This is a genomic window from Aquimarina sp. U1-2, assembly GCF_017897595.1.
Classification (GTDB): Bacteria; Bacteroidota; Bacteroidia; order Flavobacteriales; family Flavobacteriaceae; genus Aquimarina.
Window position 1 is genome coordinate 48,968 of the sequence record NZ_JAGKIK010000013.1, and the last position, 14,189, is coordinate 63,156.

General features: G+C 33.3%; 10 protein-coding genes. 2 read left to right on the forward strand and 8 right to left on the reverse strand.

From position 1 onward, the window contains the following. Window positions 1-12: 12 nt before the first annotated feature. Window positions 13-1,302 (forward strand): threonine synthase, encoded by a 1,290-nt coding sequence (gene thrC / locus J8281_RS15210; protein ID WP_210198506.1) that lies wholly within the window; start codon window positions 13-15, stop codon window positions 1,300-1,302. Between the two features lie 26 nt (window positions 1,303-1,328). Here the strand turns inward: thrC and J8281_RS15215 are convergent, their stop codons facing one another. Next, entirely contained in the window at window positions 1,329-2,213 is an 885-nt protein-coding gene (locus J8281_RS15215) for a M28 family metallopeptidase (protein WP_210198507.1), read from the reverse strand. Between the two features lie 152 nt (window positions 2,214-2,365). Here J8281_RS15215 and J8281_RS15220 point away from each other — a divergent pair, with 152 nt between their 5' ends. After that, complete coding sequence (locus J8281_RS15220; protein ID WP_210198508.1) at window positions 2,366-2,563, forward strand: hypothetical protein; 198 nt, start codon at window positions 2,366-2,368, stop codon at window positions 2,561-2,563. Window positions 2,564-2,730: 167 nt separating this feature from the next. Here J8281_RS15220 and J8281_RS15225 read toward each other — a convergent pair whose 3' ends face one another. From J8281_RS15225 to J8281_RS15255, 7 genes are all read right to left on the reverse strand, one after another. Further along, window positions 2,731-3,309, reverse strand: a complete 579-nt coding sequence (locus J8281_RS15225) for an NUDIX hydrolase (RefSeq protein ID WP_210198509.1) — start codon at window positions 3,307-3,309, stop codon at window positions 2,731-2,733. Between the two features lie 67 nt (window positions 3,310-3,376). After that, on the reverse strand, window positions 3,377-6,208 hold the full coding sequence (locus J8281_RS15230; protein WP_210198510.1) for a S9 family peptidase: 2,832 nt from the start codon (window positions 6,206-6,208) through the stop codon (window positions 3,377-3,379). A gap of 248 nt (window positions 6,209-6,456) precedes the next feature. Continuing rightward, window positions 6,457-7,596 (reverse strand): hypothetical protein, encoded by a 1,140-nt coding sequence (locus J8281_RS15235; RefSeq protein ID WP_210198511.1) that lies wholly within the window; start codon window positions 7,594-7,596, stop codon window positions 6,457-6,459. A 16-nt stretch (window positions 7,597-7,612) separates the two neighbouring features. Next, complete coding sequence (locus tag J8281_RS15240; protein WP_210198512.1) at window positions 7,613-9,019, reverse strand: RagB/SusD family nutrient uptake outer membrane protein; 1,407 nt, start codon at window positions 9,017-9,019, stop codon at window positions 7,613-7,615. 12 nt (window positions 9,020-9,031) lie between these two features. Beyond that, window positions 9,032-12,310, reverse strand: coding sequence for a TonB-dependent receptor (locus J8281_RS15245; protein ID WP_210198513.1), 3,279 nt, complete (start codon window positions 12,308-12,310; stop codon window positions 9,032-9,034). 171 nt (window positions 12,311-12,481) lie between these two features. Beyond that, complete coding sequence (locus J8281_RS15250; protein WP_210198514.1) at window positions 12,482-13,456, reverse strand: FecR family protein; 975 nt, start codon at window positions 13,454-13,456, stop codon at window positions 12,482-12,484. Window positions 13,457-13,521: 65 nt separating this feature from the next. Continuing rightward, window positions 13,522-14,094 (reverse strand): RNA polymerase sigma-70 factor, encoded by a 573-nt coding sequence (locus J8281_RS15255; RefSeq protein WP_210198515.1) that lies wholly within the window; start codon window positions 14,092-14,094, stop codon window positions 13,522-13,524. Window positions 14,095-14,189: the final 95 nt, after the last annotated feature.

The window sequence follows — 14,189 nt, forward strand, 5'->3', positions numbered from 1 at the left end:
ATAAAATGAAAAATGCGTTATTACAGTTTAAATAATAAAGCTTCAAAGGTATCTTTTTCAGAAGCTGTAATTACTGGTTTGGCACCAGATAGAGGTTTATATTTTCCTGAAAATATACAACCGCTTCCTTCTTCATTTTTTGAAAATATTGAAGAAATGGATACTGTAGAAATTGCGTACCAGGCCATACAACAATTTGTTGGAGATGAAATTCCAGAATCTGAACTAAGAGCTATCCTTGCTGATGTTCTTAGCTTCGAATTTCCTGTAGTCCCTATTGAAGATCGTATAGGAACCCTAGAACTATTTCACGGTCCTACCATGGCTTTTAAAGATGTAGGGGCACGTTTTATGGCTCGATGTCTGGGGTACTTTAACCAAAATAATAAAAATAATGTCACAGTATTAGTTGCCACCTCTGGTGATACTGGCGGTGCAGTGGCAAAAGGTTTCTTGGGAGTACAAGGTGTTGATGTTGTTATTCTGTATCCAAGTGGAAAAGTAAGTACTATTCAGGAAAAACAATTGACCACATTAGGACAAAATATTACAGCTTTAGAAACAGATGGAGTTTTCGACGACTGTCAGGATATGGTAAAAACAGCATTTTTGGATAAAGAAATAACGAATCAGAAACAACTTACCTCTGCCAATTCAATTAATGTAGCCAGATGGCTTCCGCAATTGTTTTATTTTTTATTCGCCTATAAGCAAGTAAAACATAAAGGAAAAAATATTATTTTTTCGGTACCTAGTGGTAATTTTGGTAACATATGTGCCGGTATAGTTGCAAAACAACTAGGATTACCAGTAAAGCATTTTGTCGCTTCTACAAATAGTAATGATACTGTAGTACGCTATTTAAAAACCTTAAATTATGAGCCTAGATCATCAAAAGCAACTATTTCTAATGCAATGGATGTAGGAAATCCCAGTAATTTTATTAGAATACAAAAACTTTTTAATCATAATTTTGAAGAATTAAAGCATTCTTTTTCGGCCTACAGTTTTAGTGATGAACAAACCAAAGAAGCTATGAAAAATATCTTTAATACCACAGGATATATAGCAGACCCTCATGGCGCCGTAGGTTATCTAGGACTTAAAGAAAAAGGGATTCGCGAAGATGAATTTGGAATTTTTCTAGAAACTGCACACCCTGTAAAATTTTTAGACGTAGTTGAAAATACATTAAATATAGAAATTTCTATACCCGAACAGATCGCAGAAATTATTCATAAAAAAAAGAAAAGCATCTCTATACATAATTACGAAGAGTTAAAAGAGTTCTTATTAGCATAAGAACCCTTTTAAAATATGACACTTCATTATTGCGTGGCGTATGCTCTCATTACTTTATACACTATTTCAGTAGTTGAGGCGAGATATTTAAAATTGACCGTTGTGTATTTATCTTCGCTTTGACGAACAAAAGGAGAGTTATCTGCATTTTTGAGCTCTGCGGTTAGTGTAACCGTATCATAACCAAAATTAGAGAAAAAACGACTTTCTGGCGTCGCTACAATTCTTTTATAGATGGGTACGGGTGACTCTAAGCGGTATTGAGATTCTAAACTTAAATTAGAGGCGAGCAGCTCAATCGCTCGATCTTCATCGTTATCCCAACCCATATAATCTGATCTATGCATAGAATGTACATTATAACCGTCAGTTTGTAATTTCTTGGTAAATAATCGCGTTCCAATCATATTGCTTTTCCAATGATCAAAAAATACGACCATAAAATTTTTATTTCGTGTAGGTAGTTCAGCTATTTTTTTAGCTACATAGTATGCAATTGCCACTCCAGTAGCATTATGAACTGCGCCAGGACTACCTTCTACTGTATCATAATGTGCACAAATAATGATCCATTCATCACTACCATTAGTAGCAGGTATTTCAGCATAAATATTTGTACCGTTATATTGATTTTTTTTCTTGTCTTGTACGTTATATGTATGCCTTTCTGGTTTAAGACCCGTATCTTTAAGAGACTCGAATAGAAAATCGGCTACTAGCTTTCTCTCAGATTTGCTTGCTCTACTAGTCAACTTCTTTTTGCCCTTAATAGGTTCATGACCGGTTAATTTGGCCACAATATCTTTTTCGATATTGATAATCTCAGCTTCTCTTCGATCTTGTTCGGTTTGCGCCGGAACGGTTTGAAATATTAGAAAGAAAAGCAGCAAAAGTGTTTTAAAATTATTCATTTTGTAGATTTTGTATTCCATGCTATTAACACAAATTTAGGAAAATTCTAATATATTACAATTTATTAGGTTGAACTGGGTTTATGTATTTTCAAACCGTAATAGATTTTCCAATTCATAAAGCGGGTTTAATACGCTATAACGTAATAAATATGAATTATTCAAAAACCATACCTTTTTTTGTGATACTTTTATTAATTACACAATGTAAAACACAAAAACAAGTTAAAAACTTACTTCTTGCACCAAATGATTGGACTGGAGAAGTATTGCAATTTCCATTAAAATTTGCACCTTCCCTACCATATTCAGGTACAAGATATGTTAGATTTGCAACAGGTCGAGCGTAAACATCAGAGACACAACTTGTGTACCACGTAATTAACATTTCATTCTATATACTATATCCCCTTATCCATAGATCATCCCATTTGGAAAAAAATGAATATGATAACTATAGATATAAACTGCGAGTAATTGTGTATCGAAACACATGAGAATGAAATACCATATCGTATTACAGTTTCACCAATTTATGCAGTAAAAACCATTGTAAAGCAATTATAGATTTTGCGTCTTCGATTGTGGCCGATTCTAACATCGATACTATAGTATCGATAGGGTATTTACATATTTTAATATCTTCATCTTCATCAGAAGCGCCTCCGCCTTCATTTTTCTGATCACTTTGACAGACTTCGGCATAATACAAATGCATCTGCTCTGATGAAATGCCAGGTGTTAAAAAACAGCTAAAAACATGCTCAAGTTGATTTATGACATATCCTGTTTCTTCTTCTACTTCACGTATTGCACTTTGCTCTGGATTTTCTCCTTCTTCTATTGCACCCGCCGGAATCTCCAGAAGCCACCCGCTACCCTCTTTTATAGTAGGATATCTAAATTGTTTGATAAGAATAATTTGCTCTGTATCTTTTTCATATAGTAAAACGGCAGCAAAAGCTCCTTTATCCAGAACTTCTCGACTATATGTTATAGAACTACGATTGTGAAAGCGATCGTGAGTAATCAAAGCCTTTTTAATTTTTAAAAAACCATTATAAACCAAGGATTCTTTACTTACTTTATATTTCACACGTTTGAATTTTAATATTTGTCTGATATATTATTCTAATCGGTAATTCAATATGGAATAATTCTGGTTATTTATCAGTGGCATATCCAAAATCTTTTCCTTTTTGCGTTCGAGAAACACCTTTGGTCATCCATTCTGGTGCTGATTGACCTTTTAAATAATGATCAAAAAACTGCATCATTCTAATAGAGAGATCCTGTTTATTTTTTACTTTTTTAAGATTGTGAGCTTCATCATTGTAAACTAATAACCAGACAGGTTTTTGAAGTCTTCTCATGCCCATAAACATTTCTATACCCTGATAATATGGTACAGCACCATCTTTATCATTATGCATCATCAATAATGGAGTTTCAATTTTAGGAATTCCAAAAAGAGGGGAATTCTTCACATAAAGATCAAAACCTTCCCATATGTTTTTTCCTATACGACTTTGTGTTTTTTCATACTGAAAAGCTCTACTTAATCCCGTTTTCCAACGAATCCCACCATAAGCCGAAAACATATTACTCACCGGGGCCCCAGCCATTGCAGCTTTAAACTTATCGGTCACAGTTATTAGATAAGCCACTTGATATCCTCCCCAACTTTGTCCTTGTAATGCCATATTATTAGTATCTATGAATCCAAGCTTTTCGACAGCCTCTACACCAGAGACAACGCAATTATAAGCACTTGGACCAGGTTCTCCTTCTTTATAGACAATATCAGGAACAAACATAATATAATCGTTACTTACTAAATACGTTGGATTAACTGTTGAGGCACTTGGTTGAGGAGCTATGTAATTATGGTATCTATCAGAACGCTTTTCGTAGAAATAAGTGATCATGGGATATTTTTTTGATGCATCAAAATTTTCTGGTTTATACAATATCCCTTCTAAAGGTGTACCGTCATAAGCTGTCCATGAAAATAGCTCGGCACTACCCCATTTAAAGTTCTTTTGCTGAGAATTAATAGCTGTAATTTTCTCGTAAGTATCCAAACTCTTTTTTGAATAATAAAGATCGGGGTAGGTATTAAAATTTTCTTGTGTAAATGTCAATACATCAGCATCTTTTGCTTTGGTGAATCTTCTAATTAAAAAGTTTTTTGGCTTAATTTTCTCTATTAATTTACCTTTTTTTAGTACAAATATTCCTGATGCTTTTGAATTTTTATCAAATCCTGAGATTAATAAGCCGTTGTTAATATAAGAAGCATTGTTCTCATACTCAGGATTTAGTTTTTTTGTTCTATATTCAATATTTTTTTTTCTTCCAGTTTTGGTGATATTTTCTGGAGATTTGTCGCCTTTTAGAGACACTCTCCAAATGTCGAATTTATCAAAAATCAACGCACGACCTTCTGTATCAAAACCACCAAAACCATGTGGATATGGTAGCATGGGATGATCATCATCCTCGTCATACAGGGGAACTTGAATATCTTTGGTAAGATTTTGAGTTTCTAATGTTTGTAAATTAAGCGAAAACCAATGTTGCGCACGAATGTCGAAATATAACGCATATCTGCCATCTTTTGAAATATAGGGTCTTAACGGTATGTTTTTGATTCCTAAGCGTTTCTGACCCGTTACTGTATTAATTACATAAAAATCCCGTGACCAAGGGCTATTCCATGAACGTTCGATATCGTATGGGTTTCCTGTGGCTCCTAAAATATAGGCCTGATTCTCGTCTTTATCAAAAATAAGCTCATCTATCTGCTCATCTTGAAGATGTACCACTTTATCATTAGTAAGAGAATAATAAGAAAGAAAAGCTTTTTTATCTAGCTCTTTGGATTTTGATTTTTGTTCTGGTTGTATCATTTTGTCCTGCCAGTGCCAAACATCAACCTGAGGAATTTCTTCTTTTAAAAGTGTAGTGTCTCTGTTGTATTTCTTTTTCGGTTTTGAATAAAAATAAAGTTTCTCTTCGTTTTCAGAAAAAAATGGAGCCTGATCACCACTTAGCTCCCAACCTTTTACTAGATTTTTTCCTGAAAAATCAACCAGTTTACTCAATGTTTCTTTAGTGTAATGAAAAAGTTCGTACGAAAGAGAATCTACGGCAGTCGAGTCTTTTGCAGAAATATAGGTAAAATGATTTCCCATTGTACTGAGCGCAAGTTGACTGTACAAGTATTTTGAGGTGTCTACTGCGGTTTCTATCGCTTTTTCGACATTGAATTGATAAACGCCAAGATCTCTTTCTTTTGCTTCAGCTGTTTTTTTTGAACTTTTGGAAGTTCTCGAAAAATAAAAGACATTACCTTTTTCGGGAATGGTTAAGTCTTTTAATTGTAGAAGAGTATCTTTTCTTTTAGTTTCAAATGTATATACCAAACCATACTTCTGTTTAAAATCCAAGGGAACCTTTTTCTTAGCGGTAGTGTCTTCTATTTTAGTTTTTTTAAGAACGTTTTTTTTATTTTTGTTTTTAAATTTCTCTATAATCATCCATTTTGATGATTTTTTGGGTAAATTATATTGAGATACTCTAGAAATAGAATCATGAATCCTAATATTTAGCACATCATAAATGAACAACTTATCCTTAGGTAAATCTTCTTCTTTGACCTTTTTCTTGCTTTTTTTCTTAACATTTCTAACGTCTTCATATTTGGGTTTAACTTTGAAAACCACGTATTTTTCATCAAAAGAAATTGTAGGATCATAACCGTTAAAAAAAGTAGTTTTTTTTGCTGTCGAGGTATCATATATTTCGATATACCCGTCTCCTCTTCCCGTAGTGGTTTCTATTACAGAAACAATTAATTTACCCTGATCAGATATAGTAACTTTATTAATTTTTTTCCAGAGATCGTAATCCTTATGTGTAATAGGTTTTTTTTGTGCGATAGTGATTACAGACGTTAAAAGTAATAACAGCGTAATTTTTTGATAAGCCATATTAATATTGTTAAAATAGTCACCCGCAAATCCTATGCGATTGATTACATTCGAATTGAAAATTATTTTGATCTAAAATAAAAACTCTTAATATAAAAAAACCGATAAAGCACAATTTAGAAGCTTTTTTATGCTTTTTTTAACTAATAAAGCATACCTGCCAGTCATTAAACGAGTCCAACCCATTCTTGTGTATAGAATAAATTGAACTCGTTACTTTGGGCTAACTCAAGTTGTTCAAAGTTAAATCACTGGATTCCTTTTATTGAAATAGAATCCAGTATGATCATTTCAGAGGTGGCTCCATTTTTCAAAGTAATTACAATTCTACCTGTATCTAATCTATCATCAGGTATAGGAATACGAAGGTTCTGCCAAACCCCAACTCGACTATCTACGTCATCATCTAATAGAGATAATAATGGCTGGCCGAGCCCCTCATCAGTTTCGAAGAAAATAACTATACCATCTTCTGCTTCGTAGGTAGAATTAACAAAATACAAGCTCACATCCAGTACCGCACCGGTAACCTCAGGGTTTAAGCCTGTAATCTCATCAAAGACTAGAGTTAATGTTCCATCTAAATCAGAGCTAATAAAGGCTTGATTTCCTTCAACAAGATTAGTTTGAAAGATGCTACCATTACTCTCAATCACCGTTGTATTGTATACCCCAACGTATTCATTTTCTATCACAGGAGGATCTGCAGTATCAGCATAAACATAAGAAGCGGTAAAACCTAACTCCTGGCTTGAGTTGGTACTGATATAATTTACATAAGGCACATTTGAGGTAGGATCAGCATCCTGAATATTAGGCAAAGGATCTTGTGATTCTGCAGGTCTTGGATACCTAGTAAGCATATTAAAAGTTGGAACTTCTTCAAAACTGGTATATCCAAATTCGAATAAATCGTCTTCTTGAATGCTAATCTCTACACTCTTAGCGGCTCTTAATCCGGGTCTTCCTAATGATAAGTCACCTGAAGGTTGAAGCGTAAAAACTATGGATCGTGTTCCGGAAGATATACTGTTATTTAAAATTTTTATAAGAGGTACATCAACTATTGCCTCTCCCGCAGGGAGGATAAAGGATGATGAATCAGATATTAACTCATAATCTACTCCTTCTTGAGCAGCGTTTGTAGCAGGAGACGAAATAACATAATTAAATGTCATATCCTGATCAAACAAAGTAGCAGAAGAATAGATAAATCTAGCAACAGCTATTGAATCTTCATTGTCTTCAGCAATAGATATTTTATCACTTTCAAAAGAAATGTAATCAAATTGTGGAGATGGTAAAATTGGGGTATTTTCTGAATCGGTATCGCAGCTACACAAAGAAAATATCATAGCGGCAATGCAACCATATAAAAATAATTTCATAATAATTCAAATTAAATTAGTAACCAGGATTTTGTTGATTTAATTCACGAATTGCCGTGTTTCTATTAATTTCATCTAAAGGAATCGGTAATATTGTAAAGTTAAAAGGAGCATCAACTATAATATCATCTTCGTTAATTCTAAATTTGGTAAAAGTTGACATAGTTCTCGTAAGATCAAATAATCGCAACCCTTCAAATGCAAGCTCTTTTCTCCTTTCTAATAATATCCTATTAATAAGAGTATTACCCGTATCTGTTATAGGTGCTGCGTTTTCATCTCTAGCTTGTATTACTTCGTTTAGCGCATCTTGAGCCTGCGTATCCTCCCCTAATCTCGCGTGTGATTCTGCTTTAAGAAGATAGACTTCAGAAATTCTAATCACAGGAATATTATCGGTTCCTGCTACGTTGGGAAATTTCGCCATTCTAAATTGTCCGAGATCTTCATTAAAAGGATATAATGATTTTCTTATATCACTATCAGTAAAAGTGTCTATGAGGTTCTGAGTAACAAAAGCCTCATCATCTCCAAGAAAGAAAAATCCTAAAGAAGCCTCTCCTGGTATATCTTCTGGAACAGTGACTAGCGATAGTAGGCTTTCTGGACTCGCCCCTAAATTCCATTGCTCTAAGTATTCCGAAGGCTCTTCAAGAGATATACCTGAAGAATTAATCACTTCAGTGGCAAGTATTTCTGAGGCTCTCCAATTTTCCATATGAAGCATTACTCTAGACAATAAAGCACGCACAGCATTTTTAGTGAATCGCAGATTACCATTTCTATCATCCATAAGACGTATTGCTGTCTCTAAATCCTCTACAATTCGTTGATAAACTTCATTGGTCGTAGCTCTTGGTGGAAATTGTATTTCAAATCCAACTAAATCAAAATTAGGTAAAATCGCTCCTAAATGACTTGCTTCTGTAGTGAAATTATAAGGTTGCGAAAACATTTTTTGTAGTTGTAAATAGGATAAAGCTCTAAGTGCGTAGGCTTCACCAATAAAATGATTCGCTTCTTCAATATCGCCTTCCGGAAATTCTACCTGGCTACTAAGATTAATGACAATTGAACTTTGCGAAACAGCTCTATATAGATCATTCCAGAGATTTGTTGCCCTGGCATCATTTGCTACTACTGTATATGTATCATATTCGACAAATCTTCCTCTATTATCAAAAGGGTCTATTGACGCTTCATCAGACAATAAAGAAGCTATTACAATAAGCCCTCTTCTATATACATCGCCATCAATTAATCTCGTATATATACCATTTGTAGCTATTTCTAAAGATTCAAGATCAGTAACGGTATCACTTATTTCTACTCCGGCGGGAATAGTACTTTCTAATGTGTCTTCGCACGATAAAGCAAAAACTAATGCAAAAATCACTGTAATATTTTTTATAATAGTATTCATATGTTGTGTAGTTTAAAAAGAAACATCTAATCCAAAAAATAGGGTTTTGGATATAGGGATATTTTGGTTCAATCTTCCGCTAAAACCAGCCTCAGGATCTCGTTCTAATCGATCATCATGAATATATGTCCAAAGGTTATTTCCTTTTACATATATGCGAAGTGAGGATAACCAAATATTCTGGATTACATTAGGAGAAAAAGTGTAAGCAATCTCTGCCTCTCTTAATCTAATATAACTGCCATCATAAAGAAACCTAGAAGAAGCCATACTCGAAGAACCTGTTTGTGTATTACCAAAAACAAAAGCAGGTACATCTGTAACATCGCCAGGCTGTTGCCATCTTCGCTCATAGGTTCCTCGATTAACATTACCTGTTGTAGATGAAGCACGACTCCCGTCACTGTTCGTAAAACGTCCCCAAGTATCATATATAGAGCCTCCCCAAGCTGTATAAAATTGAAATGCTAAAGAAAAACCTTTATATCTAAAGGTATTTTTTAAAGAACCGTAAAAATCTGGAGTAGCATTACCGGCAATAGCTTGTTCTGCCTGACCGTAATTATTTGTAACGTCTGTTCGACTCCCATCGAGATACCAGAGCGCTTCTCCATTTGAAGGATCAACTCCAGCGTACAGTGGTAAATAAAAGGTATTTATATCTTCGCCCACAGTAATTATACTCGTTCCCTCTACAATCGGAGCGTTATCATTTACAAGTTTAACTACTTCATTTCTATTTGTGCTAAAGTTAATATTTGTATCCCATTCAAAACCACCAGTATTACTTACAATATTACGACTGGTTAGTTCGAATTCAAATCCCGTATTTTCTACTTCACCAACATTTCTTAAAATCTCCAGATCCCCGTTAACCGTAGGAATTTCTACATCTTGTAACAAATCTTTCGTATTTCTTTTATACCAGTCAACACTACCTTGTATTCTCGAATTGAACAAAGCATAGTCTAGACCAATATCAAGAATTTCGTTTTCTTCCCACTTAATATCCGGATTTCCAAGTTGAGTTAGAACGAAGGCTGGATTATTTGTGTATATGTCACCATTAAAAATAGTCCTGTTGCGATTATCAGGTATGTTGTCGTTACCGTTAATACCAAAACTCCCTCTAAACTTCAAGTCATTAAATAGACTTTGATTTGACATAAAACCTTCTTTTGCTATATTCCAACCCACTCCAACAGACCAAAAAACCCCATACCTATTGTTTTCTCCAAATTTTGAAGAACCATCTCTTCTAAGAGAACCACTAAGTAAATATTTATCAGCATATGAATATTCCCCATTGATGAAAGCAGAATTTACGCCTTGTATCTGTCTTCTTGTTCCTGCTTCGATTTTTTCTGCTCCTGGCTCTAAATCGGGAAATACGTCTAAAATGTTATTTACTACCACGTCTGTTCGCTTATTTCGAGTTTTATTAACTTCATAACCAGCAAATGTGGTGAGCGTATGATCAGTATCAAAATTAATAAAGTATTTAACCAAGCCTCTAGCGACATAATTGAAAAGAATGTCGGTATCCTGTTCCCCAATACCCAACACGTCTGCAGAATCGCTAAAGTTTCTTGGAAGCCTTATAAAATTATCCAGAATAGTTGTATTCATATTTGTTGTTGCTTGAAAGGTTAGCCCTTTAAACAATTCGTAATCCAAAGTTATACCCCCTAAAATTCTATGTCTGGTATTTCTATACACTTCTGTTCTTCCCTCTGCTATAGGATTATGTTCATCATTAAAACTAAGATTAAAAGAACCATCTTCGTTAAAAACTGACTGATCTGATCTCACACGATATAATGATCTTATTGGGTTTTCATCATTGCCACCAAGAGGTCTTTCGTTTTGAATATCTTTATTATACGAAATGTTTGCATCTAATTTAATTCTATCATTCAATCTATGATTTAACCGCAATCGTGCGTTCATTCTTTCGAAATCTGTAGATTCAACAACTCCTTCTTGCTTAAAATACCCTCCTGATAAGTAAAAGGTAGTTTTTTCAGACCCTCCTGATATAGATAAATCATGCTGTCTATAGTTTCCCGTTCTAATGATTTCTTCATACCAATCGGTATCTACATCTGGATTGAAATTGGCATTATTAATTACAAATTGTAAAGCCTCTTCATCTGTATTTACTCTACCTGCATTAATTGCTCCTTCTTGCAATAGTTCTAAATGCTCTGCTGTCGAAAGTGGTTTAAATCTAGAAGCAACTGTTGGTGTACTGAATCCTGTTTGAGTACTATATCGAATAACGGTAGCCCCAGATTTTCCTGTAGAGGTAGTAATTACAATAACACCATTTGCCGCTCGAGACCCATAAATTGAGGTCGCGGCTGCATCTTTTAAAATAGAAATATTCTCAATATCCCCTGGATTTATGGTAGCTATAGTAGCAGCGCTTACTTGTAAACCATCCAAAACGTATAGTGGACCTGCTTCGTCTATATTATCAGAATTATTAAAAGATCCTACACCTCGTATTCTTACTGTTGGATTAACACCCGGTTGACCAGTAAAAGATGCCACTTGCAGCCCTGGAACATTTCCTTGTAAACTTTCTTGTACCACAGATCTAGGATTACCTTGAAAAACTTCAGGTTTAATAGTTACTGCGGCTCCTGTAACTCTAGATTTTCGTTGAACCGCATACCCAGTAACTATCACTTCTTCTAATGAACTTACATCATCCTTTAATGTTATATTAATAGATGAAGAGGTGCCTATTGTAATTTCTTGCGTTTCAAATCCTAAATAGGAGAAGACAAGAATATCTCCACTCTTAGCTTCAATACGATAATTCCCATCAAAATCAGTTTGAGTTCCTGTACTAGTTCCTTTTTTAACAACATTTACTCCTGGCAAAGGCATTCCATCAGAACCTGTTACGATACCTTGAATTAGATTTTGAAATGAAATATTATGCTTCTTTCTATTCTCTGATTTCTCTTTATTGATCGACTTGAGTAACTCTTTTATCTCTTTATTAGAGGTCTTCCGATTTCTAGGAAATAATACAATATGATCTTTATAAATCCTAAAATCAATATTGGTCTCTTTTAAAAGATCTACCAATACCGAACTCATTTTTTGATTGGTCACTTTGAGAGAAACTTTTTTTGTAATGTCGATTAAGTTGTTATTGTAAAAAAAACGATAGGAACTGTTTTCTTCAATTTTGTGAATAGCTTCTTTTAAAGTAACGTCATCAATAGAAATGGAAATATTTTGCGAATACGTATTAAATGAAAATAACTTTGACATCGTGAGACAAATAAGAAGAGAATATATTTTCATAATTCTTATTAAATGTTTTCTGTATAAGAAAACATCTGAACGTTTTTTTTTCATAATTTTGTTTGATTTTAATTATTCTGTACTGAGTTTAATTAGATGAACTATAAAGAGGATGTTGCAGCATCCTCTTTCCTTTTTTTATTCTGAGTTTAACATAATTTTGTTTTTTACTATTTTATAATTTATGGATGATGAAAGTTTGAGAAAATCTAAAACTTCGGTTAGATTTAAATTATCAAACTCTCCAGTATATTTATATTTCAGTAAGGCGTCTGATTCAATAACAAATTCTACATTGTATTTTCTCTGAAGATCAAGCACTACTTGTTTTAAAGGTGTTTGATCAAAAGTTAACTTTCCTTTTTTCCAGGCTACTACATTTTCTGAATTCACTTCGTTTATTCTAATATCCTTTTTTTCTTTATCAAAAATTGCTTTTTGGGATGGTGCCAGAACGATAGGAATCTCATTGGCCTTTCGTAATACTTCGACCTTTCCAGTGACCAAAGTAGTTTCTACGCTTTTATCAACTGGATATGACTTTACATTAAAAGAAGTACCTAAAACCTTAATTTTTAATTGATCTGTACGAACAATAAATGGTCTTGTAGTATCTCTTTTTACATCAAAAAAAGCTTCTCCAGAAAGTTGTACTATTCGAAGCGAATCAGAGAAGCTCTTAGCATAACTTATATCGCTATTCGAATTCAAAATTACTGTAGAACCATCGGGTAATGTAATAGTTTTATGAGCTCCCAATTGAGTGGTTACAGTTTTGATAGCAGAGCTTTGATAATGTGTACCTGTCCAAAAATTATTCTTTAGGGAACCTGTAAAAGTATACCATGTGAACAACGGTAACAAAATAGCCGCAGCAGCTATAGGATAGTATTTTTTTTTCTTTTTCGAATTTTTTCTTTTATAGAAACTTTCATAGGCAACTTTAGTGTCATTTTTATCAAAACAATTTATGGTAGATGCTATATATTTTGCCTTGGTAACATTGAAAATTTTTTGATGACGGACATCCTTTCTTATCCATTCTAGTACAGATGCTCTTTCACTAGAGCTTAATTCTCCCTTAATATATTGTAGTATTGTCTTTTCTTGCATTAACTTTTCATCTTATATATTATAAGACGAAAAAAAAGATAAGTCCCCCTACATTTTTTTTGTTTTTAAAAAAAAGATAAGAATTCACGTAAATGAAAGCGCATATGTCTTAATGCCTTCGACATGTGATTTTCTACAGTTTTTATTGAAATATTCAATTCATCAGAGATTTCTTTATTTTTTAATCCTTCGATGCGACTTTTTATAAAAACTCTTTTACATTTTTCTGGAAGTAATTCAATACCATTCTGTATCGTTTGAGCCAACTCTTCCTCTACAATTAAAATGGCACTATCGTCTGATAATGCAGAAAGATTAATAAATGTTTCTAGTTGACCAGTACTTATAATTTTACCTAATTTATATTTTTTCGATCTGAGATAGTCAATACACAGGTTTTTAGTCATTTTAAATAAATAACCATTGACATTAGAAGTGATTTTTTTTCTCTTTTTCCAGGTTTTCAAAAATACATCTTGTATGATCTCTTCGGCATCTTCTCTATTGGTAATATAGCTTTGTGCAACGTATAAAAGTTTGGGATAATACAATTCAAAAAGAATCTTGAAAGCTTCTTTATTGCCCTCATTTAGATTTTTTATAAAATATTTGTTTGTTATCTGAAATTCCCTTTTCACCAAAAACTAATTCTTGATAAAGGTAAAATTTTTTTTATTTTTTTAACGTTTTGACAACAAATAATTAATAAAAAATATTAGATCCCTATTTTTAT